Here is an 18,575-nt window from a genome sequence, read left to right as displayed (position 1 = left end):
ATAGGTCAATATGCCCTTCTACGGCCTTTGCGTCTCCTCTCCAGCCAAGCCACCGTTGCGCAGTATACTGCTAATGCGCTAATTCCTGTTCACGCAGCAGCCTTACGCAGGCTGCTTGTTCCCTGGTTCAATGCTTCTATGCCTAAGCGAATCTTATTTCTCAGCAACGGCCACGGAGAGGATAATCACTCCTCTCATATTATCCGCTCTCTGCAAGAGCTGTGTCCTGAGCTTGAGATGGCAGCAATGCCCATTGTAGGGCAAGGCTCAGCCTACCAGCGCTTAAAAATTCCGATTATCGGGCCGACCCAAACGCTGCCCTCAGGCGGCTTCACTTACATGAATCGGCTACTGCTGCTGAAAGATATTCAATCAGGGCTGGTGGGGCTGACTTGGCGGCAATTGAGGGCTGTGCAAACCTATGCCCTCACCTGTGATTTAATCCACGCTACGGGTGACCAGGTTGGGCAAGCCTTTGCTTATCTCAGCGGTCGTCCCTACGTTTCGTTTATCTCACCGCTGTCAGCGCTGTATGAAGAGAATTTGTACCTGGGGCCAATCATCTCTCGCTTGCTGAAGGCACCCCGCTGCTTAACAGTTTTTACCCGCGACCCGTTTACCGCCGAAAACTTGAGAAAGCAAGGCTTAGAAAAGGTTCGCTTTGGCGGTATTCCTTCGCTCGATCGCTTGGTGCCCACGGGCAAAGATCTGCAACTTCAGCCAGATCTGCCGATGGTAGCGCTGTTGCCCGGTTCTCGCTTACCCGAAGCGGTGCGTAATTTTCGCCTGCAATTGCGATTGGTACGAGAAATCTGGCAGCGTTCCGGCCAAATCCAGTTTCGAGCCGCTTTGGTACCTGATTTGATGCAACAACTCTCCGAAATGGCGCAGGCGGAAGGGTGGCAGCACGAATCGGGCAGGCTGACTTTAGCTGACCAGCCAACCGCTGAAATTTTGTGCTATGCCGATGCTTTTAACGATATTGTGTGCCAAACAACTTTGGTGCTAGGCATGGCTGGGTTAGCGGTCGATCAAGCCGTAGCCTTAGGGAAACCCGTCATTCAGGTGCCCGGTGAAGGCCCACAGTTTACTTATGCGTTTGCTGAGGCTCAGACCCGGCTTTTGGGTCTTTCTGCCCAAACGATTGGCAAAGGCCCCGCAACCGCTGCCACCCTCAAGCTTGCAGCGCAGCGCGTTGTAGACACGCTGCAAGATTCAGCTTATCTCGAAGCTTGCCAAGCCAATGGTCGCCAGCGCTTGGGGCCACCTGGTGCCTCTTATCGCATTGCCCAGCGATTGCTAGCTTACCTGGGCGAGTCGGCTGCTGACGCAGCTGCTCAGGCGGCCAAAGCTAAAGAAAGGGAAATTACTCCAGCATGAAAACGCGAGCTAGCTACTGGCAACTTCTACCTTTTTTGCAACCTCACTGGTCGTTATTTGCTAGCGGCGGAGCCTGCATTATTGGCTATGTATTGATGACGCTGCTGTTGCCTTATTTGGCCGGACAAGCAGCGCTTTACATTGGCCAGGGTAATGTGTCTGAAATTGCCTACTGGTTAGGGCTGGCCACGGTCGTTTTTTTAGTCCGCAGCGTTTTTCAATACTGGGAAAATATTTGGATGATCAGCGCCTCTCTGGAGGTGGCACTGAGTTTACGCAAACAAGTCTATGCTCATCTGCACAAACTGGGGCTGAGATATTTTGAGCGATCGCAGACGGGCGACCTGGCTTACCGACTGACCGAAGATATTGATCGCGTGGGCGAAATTGTCCACAAAATGTCGCAGCAGTTTGTTTCATCGGGACTACAGCTAATTGCCATTCCTATCTACATGCTGTATCTCAACTGGCCGCTGACGCTGGCAGGTTTGATTTTGGCACCCCTGATGGGCTGGTTGATTGGTCGGTTTGGGCACCAAATGTTAATTCTTTCGCGCCGTAGCCAGACTCAGGTGTCTAACTTGTCAGCTCTGTTGACTGAGGTGTTTGGCAGCATTCGGGTAGTGCAGGCGTTTGCCGCACAAGCTTATGAGGTGGAGCGCTTTAACCGCGAGGCTGAGCACAATCGCACCGCTCGTTACCGAGCCGAGCGGCTGAAGGCAGTGCAGTATCCGGTGGTGGGCTTTCTAGAAGCGATCAGCATCATGCTGCTCTTTTTCTTGGGCGGCTGGCAAATTTCGCAAGGTAATTTAGCGCCGCAGGAGTTTGTCAGCTTTTTGACAGCCGTAGCGTTGTTATTGCATCCCATTGATCTGGTTACGCAGCACTATAACGAGTTTAAGCAGGCAGAAGCCTCGGTAGAACGCATTTTTGAGCTGATGGCGATCGCCCCTACGATGCAAGACAAGCCCAATGCGATCGCTTTACCAACGGTCACGGGCAAAGTGGAGTTTCAGCAAGTGAGCTTTGCTTACACCGATCATCAGTCCGTCATTCAAGATCTGTGTTTACGCACCCATCCGGGTGAGGTTGTGGCCTTGGTTGGCTCGTCTGGGGCAGGTAAAACAACGCTAATGAATTTACTGCTGCGCTTTTATGAACCGCAAGACGGGCAAATCTTAATTGATGGTATTGACATTCGCGATGTCAAAATCACCAGTTTGCGCCATCAGATCGGCGTTGTCCCCCAGGAGACGACGCTGTTCTCCGGGACGATTGCGCAAAACATTGCCTATGGCCAACCCGATTTAGACTTGCAGACCATTGAAGCTGCCGCCAAAATTGCCAATGCCCACGACTTTATCAGTCAGTTTTCTCAGGGCTACCAAACCTGGGTAGGCGAACGCGGCGCAACGCTTTCTGGTGGTCAGCGGCAGCGAGTGGCGATCGCCCGAGCAGTGGTATCTAATCCGCGCATTTTGATTTTAGATGAGGCGACCTCTGCCCTTGATTCTGAATCGGAAGCGCTGGTGCAAGAAGCTCTAGAGCGGGCAATGGAAAATCGCACGGTGTTTATTATTGCCCATCGTTTGAGCACAGTGCGACGAGCAGACACCATTTTGTTTTTAGAGAAGGGCCGTATTGTGGAGTCGGGGACTCACCCAGAACTGCTGGCTAAAGGCGGACGCTATGCTAGCTTTTATGCTCAACAGTTTGAAGGCGTAAGAAGAACTCCAGATACATAGCAAAAGGTAAACGGCAAGATTCCGGCAAACTGCGGATAGCTTGCTTTAAGCATCGGTTGAGGGTGTTTTCTGGCCTCGCAGTCGCTGTAGTGTAATTTGAATTCCTAAAGCAAACAATCCTAAAGCAGCCACCCCAAAAACACCTGCGCCTAAAGCTACGATTCCCATAACCAGCGTGCGAACGGCAGCAGCAATGTTGATGGCGGTCACGTTGGTTGAAGCAATCGGCTTGTTGGCAAAAGTTAAGGCGATCGCACTAAATAAGCGGTAAAGCAACCAACCCAGACCTCCTGCCACCAAAGAACCCAGAAAGCAGCGCCACGGACTAACAGTGGCGATCGCCCGGTCGGTTTGCAGCTTCGGGGAAGGCTCTGTCATCACTCTACCTCAGCAACGGCTTGATATTCTTATCCTATCGCCTTGGGGTAGGCTCACTCCTCATCCTAAGGTTCTAGCTGAATACTGGTTGACGTTAATTGAGTCGGCCAAATACCCAAATCTTCGTCCGGAATAGCCTGTCGCAGCCGGGTCGCCATTTCAGCAGCTTGAGCCGCCGTTTCAACCAGCGTAAAAACCGTAGGGCCAGAACCTGACATCAGCGTCCCCAAGCCACCTAAACTAGCCATAGTTTCTTTGAGCTGGGCTACCTGGGGGTAAGCAGGCAAGACTACGTTTTCAAAGTCATTGCAAAGTTCTTGACCAACCGTGGCATAGTCATGATGACTGATGGCAGCAACCATTGCCCCGGAGTGAATACGTTGTTGCCGTTCTCGCCGCCTTTGCGGATCGTTAAGATAGCGATCGCCAAACTGTTGTCGATAGGTCTGATAAGCCCAGGGGGTAGAAACCGCAAGGCTCTGATATTTGGCTAGAACCACATGGAGCTGATCGAGTCCTCTCAGCGTATCCAGTTCTTCACCCCGTCCAGTGGCGATCGCCGTTCCCCCCATAATGCAGAAGGGAACATCTGACCCTAGCTTAGCCCCTAGATCTTGTAGTTCTAGCTGCGTTAGCCCTAGCTGCCACAGCAAATCCAGCCCCACCAACACAGCAGCAGCATTGGTAGAACCACCCGCCAGCCCAGCCCCAATGGGGATATTTTTTTCAATGACAATTTCTACCCCACCAAATTTAGCAATCTGAGTCGGAAATTCTTGCGCCAGCAGCGCAGCCGCTCGGTAAGCCAAATTTGTTTCATCGGCAGGCACTTGAGGATGGTTGCAGCGCACGCGAATGTCATCTACACCAATCGTCCTCACCGTCAGGCGATCGGCTAAAGCGACGCTCTGCATGATCATGACCAGTTCGTGAAAACCATCGGGGCGATCGCCAATAATCTCTAGATACAAATTAATTTTTGCTGCCGCCTGCAAGGAATAAAAACGCATCTGAAACTATTTCCAGTTATAGAACTGAGTCAGCACCAGTCCCCCGCTAATCGCAGCGGCTAGCGTGAATCTCTTGAATCTTATTACTTAACCTGACCCATTGTTCAACGCTTAGCTCTTCGGCGCGTGCCGTCGGCGTCACCTCCAAAGCCGCTAAAAGCGGCGTCAACTGATCGCGCTCAATGACTGGTTTAAGATTGTTACGCAGCATCTTACGTCGGCTACTAAATCCTAACTGTACGAGCTGATCAAAGAGCTGTAGATTCTCAGCCCGTGGCAAAAACGGTCGTGGTCGCAGCCGTACTACCGCCGACTCAACCTTAGGCGGTGGCTGAAAGGCTTTGGCTGGCACCAGACAAATCAGTTCACAACAGGCCAAATACTGTACCCTCACCGAAAGCGCCCCAAACACTTTAGATCCGGGTTGGGCATAAAGGCGATCGGCAACCTCTCGCTGAATCAGCAGCACAATTTGATCAAAAGGCTGTGGCCTGGGCTGAGTGAGGCTACCTAATAGCTTTTCTAAAATCGGAGCCGTAATGTAGTACGGAATATTGGCAACAACTTTGTTCAGCGGGTAAAAGTCAGGCTGCCCAGCTAGCTCATCGGCTAGATCAAGCTGTAAAATATCCCCTTCTAGCAATAAGAACTGGTCAACTTTTTCAAACTGACTGCGCAATCGTTGGCATAAATCGCGATCGATCTCAACCGCCACGACAGCCTCAGCCAGCGCAGTGAGCCATCGGGTTAAAACGCCCGTACCTGGGCCAATCTCTAAAATGCGATCGCGCTTTGACACCTCAGCCGCCGCCAAAATTCGGTGCAACACTTTTTCGCTCTTCAGCCAATGCTGGCCAAATCGTTTTCGGGGCCGGGGTGACATAGACAGGCAAAAGCAGGGGATTACATTATAAATCCTCGCTTCTCCCCCACGTGATAGCGGCATTGCGCTCAAACAAAAACAGCAGAATGAAAGGCTCATTCTGCTGCTTTGAGTTTTATAGCAGTAGTCGTTAGGATCAAGGCACTCAAATTGCAGAAAGCCACTGACAGAAAACCGTTTATGCTGCTTTCCGTCTTTAGCCTTCTGTCTTTGGCGATAGCTTGTGGCCTAGGCCAGACGAGAGCGCTTAGATACCAAAAAGGTGCTGAGTAAGCCAAGTCCTAGCAGCAAACCGGGTTCAGGAACAGACTGAGACTCCCGCTCGGCTGCTGTACCCACAAACTTCCAGTCAGGGCCATTAAAACCGCTTTCGCTGGAAAACCGAATTCTAGAAACTGGGCCTGATACACCCAAATCTTGGGCAATGTTTAGACCAAAAGAACCCACTGCCTGAGCGTTGCCAATTTCAATGGTATCGATGGAGAAGCCAGCGTCTGTCCACAAATCGCGGCTGACCTTAAAGAAATTGCCAATCAGGTTGCCGTTATCATCCAGTGCTTGAACCCCTAAATCGCTGTTTTTGCCGCGCTCCCAAATTAACAGGTTGTCAATGGCGCGGGCAAAATCTAGATCAATTTGGAAGCTACCGCTGTCTTCGGTATCCACAATGTTGTTGAGGTTAGCCGTCGTCAGGTTCGTGACGATTTCAGCCGCGTTAGCATCTTCTTGAGAAATCCCCGTGGTGGCTTCATCGCCTTTGTCAGCACTTGCAGCTCCTGTATTTCCACCAGAAAACTCATCGTTGCTGACAATCGTGGCTCCTGAGATAAAGGATAAATCTTCGACCACTACCCGCTCGCCTGTTTCTAACACAACAGCCTTGAGGAAGATATCACCCTTGGCAGAAGACCCTTCAACTTCGCTGACGAAACTGAACGCTTGCGCGGAGCCAACCAGAGACAAAAGAGTAATAGATGTAAGACCTAGCGAAGCACTTACCTGAGACAAAAAGGAAGCCATAGCTGCTCAAAAAAATAAAGAAACTTACTTTTCAGAGCTTAACTTCCTAGGCGAGAAGCGTAATCTGTAAAAGCCTCGACTCGGAAAATACCAGTATTTTTAGATCTCGAAAGGTTTATTACAAATTTGAGTTGTTTATCTAGAGCAACTACGCATACGCTAATAGCGAGGTAAAACGGTTGGATTTTTTCAAACACAGAAAAAATCGTCATTGTTTAGCAATTGCAGTGGTTTTGCGGACTTTGCTTATTTTTTGCTGGTTAATTTTACCGATCGTAGTTTTGCTGAGCAGCTAAAATTAGAAGCCGTTAGATAAACAAAAAAATATTTTTCTTTGGCTGACTAATTAAAGGTATTTCAGTCAATCTTAGTAGATCAGTAGGCCAAATGGCGCATTGATCTACTAAATAATTTACGTTTTGAATAATCGCTGATTGACTAGCGCCAAACCACTTGATTAGCCAAATCTGCTAAACCGACTGACTGCAACAGCGATCGCCGTTGTAAAACTGCCTGCTGTGGATCTATCGCTTCCAAGGCTGCGAGCGCCTCATACCAAACGCCCGCCTCGGCATAAATGCCTGGACGTTCTTGAAGCTGAGCATTTGCCAGTTGTTGAGTGAGGTCTGCACTCGGCGCAATCCGGCGAATGTTGCTTTCTACTACCAGGTTTTCGTCGGGTCGCTCTGGGCTACACACAACCGAGAAGTACCAATAGTAGTTGTGATCGACGGCTAGGGAGGGCTGGCTATCTGCCTCGGACAAGTCAATCGCGATCACTTCGCCAGAGGTAGATTGCGCTGCGAAAGACTTTTGATAGACTAGGCGATTGGTAGCCTCTTCGTAGAGGAGAAACTCTAGCTGATTGGCCTGATTAGGCGGTACGTAAACGTAAAAGGTGGGCAAAGCTTCGGTGGTTAAGCCAATATTTGTATTTGGCATAAGAGCCACTAGCTCAGTCGGGCTTTGGTTAGAAGCGATCAGGCAGCTATCGTTGCTGCGGGAGGCTCCCGCTTCGCGGTTGCCGGGTGCCTGTAAATCAGGTGAGTTAAAGCTCAAACTTGCCTGGACATTAGCGGCTAGGGCAGCAGCAGCCGAAAGACCAATGAGGAAAATAGTTGAGACTTTGTACCAGGAAGAGATAGCGGTTTTCATAGTTGAGCCGATTTCGTAAGGGGCTAGATTTGCTATCAGTCGCGATCGCTCAAAAGCTCAGGGGCTGTCTAGTCCATACTTCGCGACATACCGTTCCTGTCCGCAAAAATCTTCAGCAGAATTTTGTTTTCTCCGCAAAACATTCATCCTAGCTTTAGATTTCCCCCTGCCTGTGGGTTTGGCACACGGTAGAACGGCTAAGCAATGGGCGAATCGCATTTGTTGGCACTAAGCTTAAAAGTAAAGATCAGACCTGCTGTAACTGTTGTTGCTGATGGCCCTCCCCCCTCCTTTTAAGCAGCTACGAGCTGGGCTACCTCGGCTAGCCTGGACAAAACTTGCCCCTTTTCTACAGACAGCTTGTTTGACCAGTTTGTTGCTAAGCGCAGCCGTGATTGGCGGGCGATCGCTAGGGTTGTTGCAGGGTCTAGAATTAGCCGCCTACGATCAGCTCATCCGCATCCGCCCCGACCGCGGCCCCGATCCGCGTCTCTTGATTGTCGGCATTACCGAAAACGACATTCAGACTCGTCGTGAGTGGCCGATTCAAGATCAAACCATTGCTGACTTATTAGCCAAGCTGCTAGCTGATGAACCCGAAGTTATCGGTCTAGATATATTTCGGGATGTACCCATTGGTTCTGGACACGTAGCCTTACTGAGGCAGTTGCACGCAAGTGACCGGATTATTCCGGTTTGCAAACTCAGCAGTGCTGAAGATCCCGGTATTGCACCGCCAGCCGATGTCGCCCCTACAGCCGTTGGTTTTTCTGACATCGTTGTCGATCCAGGCGGGATTTTGCGCCGTAACCTGTTGGTGGCCACACCAGAACCCTTTGAAGACGTGCTGCCGCTACAGCATCGTTGTAATGGGTCAGACGTTATCTTGTCATTTGGTCTACAGCTTGCCCTGAGATATTTGGCAGCGCGGGGCATCGAACCTCAGCTCACCGAGACGGAGACGATTCAGCTTGACTCGGTTAGGCTCAATCGCTTTCGCCAAGGCATGGGGGGATATCAGCAGGTAGACGATAATGGCTATCAGCTCTTACTTAATTACCGCTCGGCCAAACAAGTGGCTCCTCAGGTAACGTTGGGTCAGGTCTTAGCCGGACAGGTGAAGCCAGAATTAATTCGCGATCGCATTGTGCTGATAGGTTTGACAACGCCTCAGGCTAAGGACGAATTTTATACACCCTATAGCGGCGGTCTGCAAGACCAGCAAAAAATGCCGGGTGTGCTTGTCCACGCTCAATCGGTGAGTCAAATTCTCAGCGCCGTCCTTGACGGTCGGCCTTTGATTTGGGCTTGGTCAAATCGGCAGGAAGCCGCTTGGATTGTGGGCTGGGGGCTGGTAGGTGGCGTCTTCGCCTGGTTCATTCGCCATCCGCTCTGGTTTGGCTCAGGGCTGTTCTTGCTCAATGGCATACTGTATGGTCTGGTCTTTTGGCTTTTTCTGCAAGGGGGCTGGATTCCACTGATACCGCCAGCGCTGGCTGTGCTGATTTCAGCCAGTGGCGTCGTTCTCGTCGATCGCTTTCATCACAGTTCTTATGGGCAAGCTGTTTATCGACAGGTTAAAAACTTCTTGAGACTCAATATTGAGATTGATACGGTTAAGGTCGAACGTCAAGTTTCAGAAATTGCCGAAACCGAATACTTTAGCCAGCTACAGCAGCGGGCTAAGCAACTTCGTAAGCAGCGTCAGTCTCCCTCAGCCAAAACATCGGCTGCGGAGCCAAAGCCAGCAGAGAAGCGACAAAACCCATCTTCAGAAATTTCTTCAGACATTGAAGAGTAGCGTGCCCTGGACAGCCATCAGCTGATCCAGGGTCTGTTGCTGCTGTTGGTAGCCTAAGCGCTGGGCTGCGGAATTGTAATATCGATTTGAGTAACCGTATCTTTCGTCAAGCTGGAAAGCGGTGGCTGAATTTCAGCCGCATTCCCAACTACTAGGATCACTAGCTGATCCGGATGAAGATTAGTTTGTGCAGCTTGCAGCACGTCTTCTACAGCCACAGCGGCAATAGCTTGCTGAAAGCGAAAAACAAAGTCGGACGGATAGCCATAGTATTCGTATCGAATTAAGCGCGACAGCGTTTGATCCGGGCTTTGAAAATTAAACACAAAGCTATTTAATACCGAGTCTTTGGCCTGCTTGAGTTCTAAAGCGGTAATCGGGGTGCTTCTAATGGTTTCGAGCTGAGCCAGCACCGCTTTGACAAAAGGCACCGTGGCTTCTGAGCGGGTTTGCCCACCCCCGGTAAACGTTCCTGGATAGTCGTAGCGGGCTGACCAAAAAGCATAGACAACATAAGCTAAACCTTGCTGCGATCGCACTTGGTTAAACAAACGACCGCTAAAGCCATTGAGAACCTCATTGAGGACGGACATAGCCGGATAGTCTTCGCCATTGAGTTGACCGCCCAAGTGACCAATTTGCACCGAGCTTTGCGTCAGTTGGGGCTGATCAACCAGAAAAACGCCCGTTTTTGCCTGAGCCACAGTGGGTAGATCAAACGCATAGGCAGAACTAGATTCGCCCTGCCAGTCGCCAAAATACTCAGCAATCAGGGCTTTCATAGCTGCGGGGTCAAAATCTCCCACAATGCCAAGAATGGTTTGCCCAGGCTGCACAGAGGCTTGATAAAACGACAAAATATCTTGCCGCTCAAAATTGTTGAGCGTTTCGTACTCAATCGTGCGTGAGTATGGGCTGTCGCTACCATAAACCAGCTTGAGAAACTCTCGCTGGGCAATTTCATCGGGGTCATCGTTACGACGGGCAATGCCCCCTCGATACTGATTTTTGAGAAAATCAATTTTTTCGGGATCAAAAGCCGGATAGCGAACGACCTCAGAAAACAGCTCGAACACGGTCTCCGTATCATCTGATAGCGCACTAAAGCTAGCTGAGCCTGCCGTGGTGTCAATGCCCGTTTCAATCGCAGCGGCGCGCTGTTCTAAAAGCTGATTGAGTTCATCAGGGCTATGGCTGCGGGTTCCACCTAAGCGCATGGCTTCGCCGACTACGTTGGCTAGCCCGACTTGATTACCGGGTTCGTAGCGTTCTCCGGTGCGAAATGTGGCCGAGCCGCTAATGAGCGGCAGTTCGTGATCCTCCATCAAGTAGACCACCAGCCCATTTTCTAGCTCGTAGCGCTCATAGGGAGGAATTTGCACTTCGCCCAACGGCGGAAATTCCAGTTCTGTATAGTGGCGGGCTTCGTTGGCTACGGCTGCTGGCTGCCAGCCCAAAACCACCACACTCACCAAAGCCATGATGCTAAGCAAGGCGGCGGGTAAAAACCGTCGTTGCCAGCGCTGTCGAGCAATCTTAGACCACTGCATTGACAAAATCTTCCACTCTAGACTAAGCACAAACGAACAAAAAATGCTGACATTCCCACAAACCAACGGCAAATCAATCACCCAGTCGATCAGTCACCGTTAGTTTCAAGCGCTATTCAGCCGAGATCAACCGACCCACGGTACGGTTTTGGGGCTGAAATAGCTGCTGGGCTACTTGCTGCACATCAGCCGCACTGACGGATTCGATCGCTTCAATTTCAGTAAAGGCGTTACGCCAGCTACCCGTTTTAGCTTCGTATTCGGCCAAGCGTGAGGCTAAGCCCTGGTTTGAGTTGAGAGAACGGATTAAACTAGCCCGCGCTTGGGTTTTTACCCGATCGAGTTCGGCTTCAGCTACAGGTTCGGTTTTAAGACTATCGAGTTCGGCTTCTAGAAGCGTAGCAACTTCATCAACCGTGTGATTGGGAGCGGTAAGGGCGTAGATTAAAAAGAGGCTAGGATATTTATCGCCGGGTAGACCGTTAATACTGCCAATATCTAGCGCTACCTGATTATCATCTACAAGCGCCTGGTACAGGCGAGAAGTTCGCCCCCCGACTAACAAGTCGTCGATAATACCGTAGACAACGTGGTTAGGATCGCTCAGGGCTGGGCGATGGTAGCCCTCTAAGTACCAGGGTTGAGAAGGCAACTCTAAGGTGAATTCTTTTGGCGATCGCTGTGGAGGCTCGTTGACCTCTACCGTGGGTGGCAGGGCACGGCTTTGAAAACGACCAAAGTAAGTTTCGGCCAGTTGCTGAACGGTCGAGGTGGATACATCGCCGACAATGGCTGCGACCAAATTGCTTGGCCCATAGTAGGTATCAAAAAAATCTTGAATATCCTGACGGCTGACCTGGTAGAGATCAGATTCGTAGCCAATTACTGGCCGACCGTAGGGGCTAGTTTCAAAGGCGGTATCTAAAAAGGTTTCAATCATTAAGCCGATGGGGGAGTTGTCTACCCGCATACGGCGTTCTTCTAAAATGACTTCTTTCTCTTCGTAGAACTGGCGAAAGACAGGCTCTAAAAACCGTTCCGACTCTAACGACATCCACAACTCTAGCTTGTTAGAAGGCAAGCTATAAAAATAGCGGGTAGCATCGGCTCCGGTTGTGGCATTTAGGCCGACGCCGCCAGCCTGTTCAATAATTTGACCGTACTTGTTTTGCTCGACGTAGGTGTTTGCCTCTTGGCGCAGGGTTTCTAGCTGTTCGCGGATGGCCGCTGCTTGCTCAGCATTATCGGCGCTCTCAGCAGCTAGCAGCGCTTTGAACTGGGTATCCATCTGCTCAAACAATGCCTGCTCAGCCGCGTAGTTGGTAGTGCCGATCTGCTGCGTGCCTTTAAAGGCCAGGTGCTCTAAATAATGAGCAACGCCAGTTTTGCCAACAGGTTCGTCAACGGCTCCCACGTCGGCATACAGCATAAACGAAACCACTGGAGCCTGGTGACGCTCTAGGACAATGAATTTCATGCCATTGTCTAAGGTGAATTCACTCACCTGTTCCGCGACGCGATCGAGATAAGGCTGAATTGAGCTGCTAGCCTGCGCGATCGCGCCTAATGGACTCAGCCATAATAAGATAACCAGCAACCAGACCAGCCATAAGCGACGACTAAAAGACTCTCTGGCTAAGGCGAATTTGCCACTGACGCCAGCAAACCCAAAAGCACGCAAGTTCATAAATTAAAAGTTAACTCGTTCAGATGGAGACTCCTGTTCCAGGATAAGCGCTGGTAGGGGTGTTTGCGATCACTAGCGGCGTAAGCCAGAGTAGCGAAAATAGGCAAACGCATCAAACAACGTCCCCACTACCCCAGAGGCTAAACCAATGGTCAAAATGCCTTCTAGGGCATCGCCGCCGCCAAAAACCCCCAAAAACTGGAGCAATCGTTGCAAAATCAATTGGCTGAACGTTGCTAGCGGAGCGATGTGGTTCGCCAGCAAGACAAGGCCGATCACTGCCCCCATTAAACCCAGAGGAATTAGAAAGCTGACAATTGCAGTCAAGATCAGCGAACGAAGAACCTGTAGCCAACTTGTCATAACAGCGATCGCGTCTCCAATTCTCTAATGAGTCTCTAGTGAGACAACTTGAGAAATGTCCTTTTTATTACCTTAAAGGCGATCGGCTGCTCCGCTGGGGAGTTTTGAAGAAAATTAAATCTTCATAAAATATCGTTTTGAAGTGCTGTAATGGTTTCTCAGAAACGGCTTGACACTTGTAGCTCCAATGGTGAAGCTACAAGTGTCAGGTCAATCCCGTCATTGGCTGTCGGGTTTTCGTGTCGCAAAATCCATTCATATCCCTATAGCAAGAGAGATAGCCTTGGCTCAAGCTGTTGATTCATCTGGACTTAAGCGTTGGGGACAGCGTCTGCTAGCGGCGTTTTTATTAGCCGGACAAGTAGTTATTCATCTCATTTCCCGGCCCATCCATCGCCGCAATACGGTCGAACAAATGGCTGCGGTTGGCCCAGAGTCATTGCTGATTGCGCTGGTAACGGCCTCCTTTGTGGGTATGGTTTTTACCATTCAAGTGACGCGCGAGTTTATTAACTTTGGAGCCGGTACGGCTGTAGGCGGGGTTTTAGCGCTAACCTTGGCCAGGGAACTGGCTCCGGTGCTAACGGCGGTGGTATTGGCCGGACGGGTCGGCTCAGCCTTTGCCGCCGAGATTGGCACCATGCAGGTAACCGAGCAAATTGACGCTCTGCAAATGTTGCAAACCGACCCTATCGACTATTTAGTAATTCCGCGAGTGATTGCCTGTGCGCTGATGCTGCCACTTTTGAGCGTGCTTTCTTTTATTACAGGTATGAGCGGCGGGCTAATCGTAGCGACGAACCTTTACAACATCTCTCAAACCGTTTTTTTAGACTCAGCTCAAAACTTTTTGACGGTTTGGGATCTCGCTAGCGCCATGATTAAAGCCTTTGTCTTTGGCGTGCTGATTGCCATCATCGGCGCTAGCTGGGGATTAACCACCACCGGGGGCGCTAAAGGAGTCGGTCAATCAACAACCACTGCTGTCGTCACTGCTTTACTGGCGATCTTTATCAGCAACTTTTTTCTTTCTTGGCTGATGTTTCAGGGTACGGGGAGCGCCGTTATGCGCAACTTTTAGCCTTTTATCAGCCATCTACCCAGTAACAGAAGTAGGGTTGAACGGTAGCTGCCCTGCTGAGGTATTTCGGTACGACTTCTAGCCGAGTCCCCTAAAATGTAAGCAATTTGATTGAAGACCCCCATGACACCTACCTCGTCTCGTGTTGATGCTTCGTCTCGGCTGAGTCCTAGCTATAACTTGCCAACTGCCCTTATTGGCTTAGGTGCGCTTTCTCTTCTGTGGCAACCTTGGTTGGGCATCGTCTTAGCCCTTTTTGGGCTGTTTTTGCTGGTTCAGGCGGCTACGATTCGACTGGCATTTACAGAAACGGCGCTAGAGGTTTATCGTAGCGATCGCCAGATTCGCTGCTTTCCCTATCAAGAGTGGCAAAATTGGCAAATTTTCTGGCCTCCCGTTCCTATTTTGTTTTATTTCAAAGAGGTCAACAGCATTCATTTTTTGCCGATGCTGTTTTCACCGCAGCAACTCCAAACAGCTTTGGCCACTCACCTAGCTTTCTTAAATCAATCGCCAAGCTGAATCGCACAGTGTTACAGTTTGCCTAGTCTAAGTCCTATAGAGTGTTCATGGCTGCAGAAAATTTCTCGAATTCCGACACAACGGCTCCAGCGGCAACTGGGGGATCTAGTGGTTCTGCTATACCAAATCTAGAACAGCAGGTGGCCAGTTTACGGACTCAAGAAGCAGACCTAAAACGCAGTATTGAAGAGTTAAAGACAACCTACAGCCGCCTCATTAAAGACCAGGCGCAAACGCTACAAAGCGATCTGAGTCGTCTAATTCGCCAAAACCTTAGTGAACTAGAGCAACAGCGTCAAACCTTAAAAACCGAAGTTGAACAGTTAGAACGCCGCCAAGAACGCATTCGAGCAGAAATGAGAACGAGCTTTGCGGGCGTGTCTCAAGACTTAGCCATTCGAGTACAAGGCTTTAAAGAATATTTAGTTGGCAGTCTGCAAGATCTCGCCACTGCGGCTGAACAGCTAGAACTCACCCCGGCTGAAGTCTTCTCGCCTGCGCCAAGTCGTCCGGCACCAGAGCCAGTCAGCGAACGAGCTGCAGACGAGTCGCGCCTAGAGATTGGCTTTGCTAACCAACGGTTTCAAGAACAAACCGAACGAGTCCGCAGCTTAATCGACCAATATCGCCTCCGGCCTGACTATTATGGCCCCGTTTGGCAGTTACGCCGAACGTTTGAACCCGTTCATGCCGATCGCATTGCTAACTGGTTTTTTACCCAAGGGGGACGGGGAGCGATTAAAAGCATGGGTAGCCGCCTTCAAAACGTGTTGATTGCCTCCGCCGGAATTTCGATTCTACATGCTCTCTATGGTAGTCGTCTGCGATCGCTGGTTTTGGCTAATACTCCAGAGCGTTTGGGCGAGTGGCGACGAGGGTTGCAAGATTGCTTAGGCATTTCTCGCACCGACTTTGGCACCAATCGCGGCGTCATGTTGTTTGAAGCGGCGGAACCGCTAGTACAGCGGGCTGATCGGCTGGTAGAAAATGGGCTGCTGCCGCTGATAATTGTCGATGAATCTGAAGACAAAATTAGTTTGTCGCTGCTCCAGTTTCCGCTATGGCTGGCGTTTGCTCCTGATCCTGCTAATCCCATTCCGGAATACGATTTTTGATCCCCATCGGCCATGAGACTTTGCAAAATAAGTCAATGTTTGAGTAAACCCCTGCCGTAACCTTCTAAACTGATACTGGCGATACCACAGGAGCGGTCGGTTTGTGAGCGGGATCATCATTGGCCTATTTTTGTTGGCAGCATACCTCTTCGGCTCAATTCCAACGGGTTATTTAGTGGCTAAAGCCCTGAAGGGAATTGATATTCGCCAGTATGGATCGGGGGGTACTGGCGCTACTAACGTCTTACGCAACGTCGGCAAAGGAGCCGCTTTAGCTGTTTTGGCTATTGACGTTTTAAAAGGCTCAGCCGCAGTTCTGCTGGCAAAATATGGTTATCCCTGGGTTGCCGCTCAGGCAGAGTTGTCTGTTAGCCCCGGCGCGATCGCTTGGATTGTTACAGCCGCTAGCCTGCTGGTGCTAATCGGCCATAGCCGTTCGGTCTGGATTAACTTTATGGGTGGCAAATCAGCCGCCTCTGGTTTAGGCATCCTGCTGGCGATGGCTTGGCCTGTAGCCATCGGTGCTCTGTTTGTTTTTATCGGCGTTTTAGCAATTTCGCGGATTGTTTCGCTCAGTTCAGTAGGTGCAGCGATCGCCGCGTTTGTTTTAATGGTGGTAACTCACCAGCCCTTACCCTATGCGCTGTTGGGGTTGGCAGGCGGTTTATACGTCATCCTGCGCCACCAAAGCAACATCCGCCGCATTTTAGCGGGTACTGAACCGCGATTAGGCAGTAACCGCAGCAGCCAAAGCCCCCAAGCCTAAATCGCGCTGAGCGCAGCAGTGTTTTGAAGCCGTCAAGCTTTCCTTCTGCTTTTGGCTTACAAATCAATATCCTTGTTTAGCCTCGACCGCCATATCGGCCCCAACTGAGAAAGGCCGTTACGACATACAGCACAATGGCACAGCCAATAATTGCAGGAACAATCTCTACCCCCTGCAGTTGCCATTCTAAAAACGCCCAGTTCAAGCCAAACTGCTGGCTCAGATAGTCAGCGCTCCAGCGGCCCACCCAAACACCAGCGAGGCCAATCAAAACCAGCCCCACCAGCTTACCAGGGATACGACGCGGCACCAGTAGATTGGCAAGCCCTGCACAGACGATGGCAATAATAACCTGGACGAGTAAATGAGTAATGTCCACTCTAACTACGCTCCGAGTTCTTTAGCACGCTGACAAGCCGTGCGTACCGCTTCTATTAAGGCCGTACGCAACCCTAGCGACTCTAAGCAGGCAATACCTGCAATCGTGGTGCCACCAGGACTGGTCACCCGGTCTTTGAGCACAGCGGGGTGCAAGTTTTCGGTTTGCAGCAGCTCAGCCGTTCCCTTAACGGTTTGAATGGCAAGCTGCAGCGCGATCGCCCTTGGCAGTCCAGCCGCCACACCCCCATCAGCGAGGGCTTCAATCATAATGGCGACATAACCAGGGCCGGATCCTGAAAGCCCAGTAACGGCGTCCATCAAGGATTCAGCCACTTCGACCACTTCGCCCACTGAGCTAAAAAGCTGCTTTGCCAGGGCTTGCTGGTCGGGGGTGACTTGCGGCCCTAACGCGATCGCGGTCATCCCGGCACCAACCGTAGCGGGCGTGTTGGGCATGGCGCGAACCAGAGGCCAGCCCGGAAAAGCTGCCGCTAAGCTAGCGAGGGGCACACCAGCCATAATTGAAACGAGCAGCGGCTTTTCACCCGGAACCTCAGCCACGGTGGCGGCAACGGCTGCAAAAATTTGAGGCTTAACCGCTAACAAGACGGTTTCAGTGGCGTTTAGCGCCTGTTGGTTATCCGGCGTGGTGTTGACCCCGTAACTAGCCGCGAGTTTTTGTCTTCGCTCAGCCGCCGGATCGCTGACGACGACCTCGCCAGCTTCATAGATACCTGCCGCAATAAGGCGGGATAAAAGGGCTTCCCCCATTACCCCGCCACCAATAATGCCAAGTTTTTCAGGCAACTGGATCTTTGCCTCCTGAGCAATTTATCACTTTGCTTAAGCTAAATCTGGCAGATTGCCAAATTGGCTTTTGGTCATGAGTCAATTCTCTAGACTGCCTGTTTTCCATTCATCAGGAATTTGCGTGGACGCTCACGCTTACGCCATGCGTGCTTGCTGTTCCGACGCCCAAGCGGGGGTAGGAGGAGCCTGACGAGGGGCGGGCGCTGGCGGTACGTGGGTGAGCGGCATATCGTCTTCAATTTCAGAAGGCGTGCTGACCTGTACGCAGTTGGGCGTAAACAAGAAAATACTTTCGCCGATGCGCTCTTGGTGGCCGTCCATAGCGTAGGTTCCCCCCGCTACGAAATCTACGGCTCTCTGCGCCTGATCGGGATCCATAATTGTTAGATTAAGCACAACCGATTTGCGCTCACGCAGAGCCTGAATAGCCTGCGGCATTTCTTCAAAGGAGCGAGGCTCCATCACCACGACTTCGGACACACCGTTCATTGCTCCAGGCATACCAATCACATTATTCATAGAAACCATTCCAGGCTCAGTAGACATGATGCGCTCTCGTACAACACGACGGCGAGCACGAGGCTCCTCTTGCGGCATGGGCTGAGGAGGTTCAGGACTCGGTGCCGGGTTTTCTTCTTGATAGAGGCTTTGGTATTCGCCTCCATCCATTTCGTCGTATTCATATTCGTAATCTGCTGGATCATTGAGTCCAACAAAATCCCGCAGCTTAGAAAACAGATTACTCACGGCTTACACTCCATCATGAATAGATTCAACTTGGCAAACTTAACTTCTAAAGTCTGGTTACTTTTAGAAGACTCGGAGACTAAGCATTCGATAGTAGCCAAGTTTCCCGTTCCATACTATAGATCCGAAGCAGGTTAAATGGCTCTTTAAATCGAATGAAAGTACTCCCAATGAAAGTTGA

Annotated in this window: 18 protein-coding genes; 7 read left to right on the top strand and 11 right to left on the bottom strand. The window is 50.8% G+C overall.

All coding sequences use genetic code 11. The features are described 5' to 3' along the window. The first annotated feature begins 138 nt into the window (after nucleotides 1-138). Together ACTS3T_RS12870 and ACTS3T_RS12865 are read left to right on the top strand one after the other, a co-directional pair. Complete coding sequence (locus tag ACTS3T_RS12870; protein ID WP_377967923.1) at nucleotides 139-1,380, top strand: lipid-A-disaccharide synthase-related protein; 1,242 nt, start codon at nucleotides 139-141, stop codon at nucleotides 1,378-1,380. Then, nucleotides 1,377-3,125, top strand: a complete 1,749-nt coding sequence (locus tag ACTS3T_RS12865) for an ABC transporter ATP-binding protein (protein WP_377967925.1) — start codon at nucleotides 1,377-1,379, stop codon at nucleotides 3,123-3,125. Before ACTS3T_RS12870 ends, ACTS3T_RS12865 begins: the two co-directional genes overlap by 4 nt. A 45-nt stretch (nucleotides 3,126-3,170) precedes the next feature. Here the strand turns inward: ACTS3T_RS12865 and ACTS3T_RS12860 are convergent, their stop codons facing one another. The 5 genes from ACTS3T_RS12860 to ACTS3T_RS12840 form a co-directional block, all read right to left on the bottom strand. Continuing rightward, complete coding sequence (locus ACTS3T_RS12860) at nucleotides 3,171-3,503, bottom strand: DUF3082 domain-containing protein (protein WP_377967927.1); 333 nt, start codon at nucleotides 3,501-3,503, stop codon at nucleotides 3,171-3,173. A gap of 65 nt (nucleotides 3,504-3,568) precedes the next feature. Continuing rightward, nucleotides 3,569-4,513, bottom strand: a complete 945-nt coding sequence (ispE, locus tag ACTS3T_RS12855; RefSeq protein WP_377967929.1) for a 4-(cytidine 5'-diphospho)-2-C-methyl-D-erythritol kinase — start codon at nucleotides 4,511-4,513, stop codon at nucleotides 3,569-3,571. Nucleotides 4,514-4,559: 46 nt separating this feature from the next. Then, nucleotides 4,560-5,396 carry a 16S rRNA (adenine(1518)-N(6)/adenine(1519)-N(6))-dimethyltransferase RsmA gene (rsmA, locus tag ACTS3T_RS12850; protein WP_377967931.1) on the bottom strand — a complete coding sequence of 279 codons (837 nt, stop codon included), beginning with the start codon at nucleotides 5,394-5,396 and terminating at the stop codon, nucleotides 4,560-4,562. Between the two features lie 228 nt (nucleotides 5,397-5,624). Continuing rightward, nucleotides 5,625-6,416, bottom strand: coding sequence for an exosortase-dependent surface protein XDP2 (locus ACTS3T_RS12845; protein WP_462935090.1), 792 nt, complete (start codon nucleotides 6,414-6,416; stop codon nucleotides 5,625-5,627). 438 nt (nucleotides 6,417-6,854) lie between these two features. Then, a complete protein-coding gene (locus tag ACTS3T_RS12840) occupies nucleotides 6,855-7,571 on the bottom strand; it encodes a DUF928 domain-containing protein (protein ID WP_377967935.1) in 717 nt (238 codons plus the stop codon). 274 nt (nucleotides 7,572-7,845) lie between these two features. Here ACTS3T_RS12840 and ACTS3T_RS12835 point away from each other — a divergent pair, with 274 nt between their 5' ends. Continuing rightward, nucleotides 7,846-9,372: a CHASE2 domain-containing protein gene (locus ACTS3T_RS12835; protein WP_377967937.1), complete on the top strand. Its 1,527-nt coding sequence runs from the start codon at nucleotides 7,846-7,848 to the stop codon at nucleotides 9,370-9,372. Between the two features lie 53 nt (nucleotides 9,373-9,425). Here ACTS3T_RS12835 and ACTS3T_RS12830 read toward each other — a convergent pair whose 3' ends face one another. From ACTS3T_RS12830 to ACTS3T_RS12820, 3 genes are all read right to left on the bottom strand, one after another. Then, entirely contained in the window at nucleotides 9,426-10,922 is a 1,497-nt protein-coding gene (locus ACTS3T_RS12830) for a M16 family metallopeptidase (RefSeq protein ID WP_377967939.1), read from the bottom strand. Between the two features lie 112 nt (nucleotides 10,923-11,034). After that, nucleotides 11,035-12,609 carry a M16 family metallopeptidase gene (locus tag ACTS3T_RS12825; RefSeq protein ID WP_377967941.1) on the bottom strand — a complete coding sequence of 525 codons (1,575 nt, stop codon included), beginning with the start codon at nucleotides 12,607-12,609 and terminating at the stop codon, nucleotides 11,035-11,037. 72 nt (nucleotides 12,610-12,681) lie between these two features. After that, nucleotides 12,682-12,972 carry a hypothetical protein gene (locus ACTS3T_RS12820; protein WP_377967943.1) on the bottom strand — a complete coding sequence of 97 codons (291 nt, stop codon included), beginning with the start codon at nucleotides 12,970-12,972 and terminating at the stop codon, nucleotides 12,682-12,684. 283 nt (nucleotides 12,973-13,255) lie between these two features. Here ACTS3T_RS12820 and ACTS3T_RS12815 point away from each other — a divergent pair, with 283 nt between their 5' ends. The 4 genes from ACTS3T_RS12815 (at nucleotide 13,256) to plsY (ending at nucleotide 16,456) form a co-directional block, all read left to right on the top strand. After that, a complete protein-coding gene (locus tag ACTS3T_RS12815; RefSeq protein ID WP_377967944.1) occupies nucleotides 13,256-14,053 on the top strand; it encodes an MlaE family lipid ABC transporter permease subunit in 798 nt (265 codons plus the stop codon). Nucleotides 14,054-14,176: 123 nt separating this feature from the next. Beyond that, nucleotides 14,177-14,575 carry a DUF3119 family protein gene (locus ACTS3T_RS12810; RefSeq protein ID WP_377967946.1) on the top strand — a complete coding sequence of 133 codons (399 nt, stop codon included), beginning with the start codon at nucleotides 14,177-14,179 and terminating at the stop codon, nucleotides 14,573-14,575. 47 nt (nucleotides 14,576-14,622) lie between these two features. Next, complete coding sequence (locus ACTS3T_RS12805; RefSeq protein WP_377967948.1) at nucleotides 14,623-15,690, top strand: DUF3086 domain-containing protein; 1,068 nt, start codon at nucleotides 14,623-14,625, stop codon at nucleotides 15,688-15,690. Nucleotides 15,691-15,793: 103 nt separating this feature from the next. Further along, on the top strand, nucleotides 15,794-16,456 hold the full coding sequence (gene plsY, locus ACTS3T_RS12800; protein ID WP_377967950.1) for a glycerol-3-phosphate 1-O-acyltransferase PlsY: 663 nt from the start codon (nucleotides 15,794-15,796) through the stop codon (nucleotides 16,454-16,456). 76 nt (nucleotides 16,457-16,532) lie between these two features. Here the strand turns inward: plsY and ACTS3T_RS12795 are convergent, their stop codons facing one another. From ACTS3T_RS12795 to ACTS3T_RS12785, 3 genes are all read right to left on the bottom strand, one after another. After that, entirely contained in the window at nucleotides 16,533-16,835 is a 303-nt protein-coding gene (locus ACTS3T_RS12795; RefSeq protein WP_377967952.1) for a GlsB/YeaQ/YmgE family stress response membrane protein, read from the bottom strand. Between the two features lie 5 nt (nucleotides 16,836-16,840). Next, nucleotides 16,841-17,644 carry a pyrroline-5-carboxylate reductase gene (proC, locus tag ACTS3T_RS12790; protein ID WP_377967953.1) on the bottom strand — a complete coding sequence of 268 codons (804 nt, stop codon included), beginning with the start codon at nucleotides 17,642-17,644 and terminating at the stop codon, nucleotides 16,841-16,843. Between the two features lie 138 nt (nucleotides 17,645-17,782). After that, nucleotides 17,783-18,394, bottom strand: a complete 612-nt coding sequence (locus ACTS3T_RS12785) for a cell division protein SepF (protein WP_377967955.1) — start codon at nucleotides 18,392-18,394, stop codon at nucleotides 17,783-17,785. Between the last annotated feature and the right edge of the window lie 181 nt (nucleotides 18,395-18,575).

Source organism: Almyronema sp., from assembly GCF_052168255.1.
GTDB lineage: Bacteria > Cyanobacteriota > Cyanobacteriia > Phormidesmidales > Phormidesmidaceae > Sphaerothrix > Sphaerothrix epifaneia.
The sequence above is the reverse complement of the archived record's forward strand: the minus strand, read 5'-3'. Positions and strand labels throughout refer to the sequence as shown.

Excerpts from the sequence above, each read along its gene's own strand:
- ACTS3T_RS12870 (WP_377967923.1), top strand. The coding sequence starts at position 139 with ATGCCTAAGCGAATCTTATTTCTCAGCAACGGCCACGGAGAGGATAAT.
- ACTS3T_RS12865 (WP_377967925.1), top strand. The coding sequence starts at position 1,377 with ATGAAAACGCGAGCTAGCTACTGGCAACTTCTACCTTTTTTGCAACCT.
- ACTS3T_RS12860 (WP_377967927.1), bottom strand. The coding sequence starts at position 3,503 with ATGACAGAGCCTTCCCCGAAGCTGCAAACCGACCGGGCGATCGCCACT.
- ispE (WP_377967929.1), bottom strand. The coding sequence starts at position 4,513 with ATGCGTTTTTATTCCTTGCAGGCGGCAGCAAAAATTAATTTGTATCTA.
- rsmA (WP_377967931.1), bottom strand. The coding sequence starts at position 5,396 with ATGTCACCCCGGCCCCGAAAACGATTTGGCCAGCATTGGCTGAAGAGC.
- ACTS3T_RS12845 (WP_462935090.1), bottom strand. The coding sequence starts at position 6,416 with ATGGCTTCCTTTTTGTCTCAGGTAAGTGCTTCGCTAGGTCTTACATCT.
- ACTS3T_RS12840 (WP_377967935.1), bottom strand. The coding sequence starts at position 7,571 with ATGAAAACCGCTATCTCTTCCTGGTACAAAGTCTCAACTATTTTCCTC.
- ACTS3T_RS12835 (WP_377967937.1), top strand. The coding sequence starts at position 7,846 with ATGGCCCTCCCCCCTCCTTTTAAGCAGCTACGAGCTGGGCTACCTCGG.
- ACTS3T_RS12830 (WP_377967939.1), bottom strand. The coding sequence starts at position 10,922 with ATGCAGTGGTCTAAGATTGCTCGACAGCGCTGGCAACGACGGTTTTTA.
- ACTS3T_RS12825 (WP_377967941.1), bottom strand. The coding sequence starts at position 12,609 with ATGAACTTGCGTGCTTTTGGGTTTGCTGGCGTCAGTGGCAAATTCGCC.
- ACTS3T_RS12820 (WP_377967943.1), bottom strand. The coding sequence starts at position 12,972 with ATGACAAGTTGGCTACAGGTTCTTCGTTCGCTGATCTTGACTGCAATT.
- ACTS3T_RS12810 (WP_377967946.1), top strand. The coding sequence starts at position 14,177 with ATGACACCTACCTCGTCTCGTGTTGATGCTTCGTCTCGGCTGAGTCCT.
- ACTS3T_RS12805 (WP_377967948.1), top strand. The coding sequence starts at position 14,623 with ATGGCTGCAGAAAATTTCTCGAATTCCGACACAACGGCTCCAGCGGCA.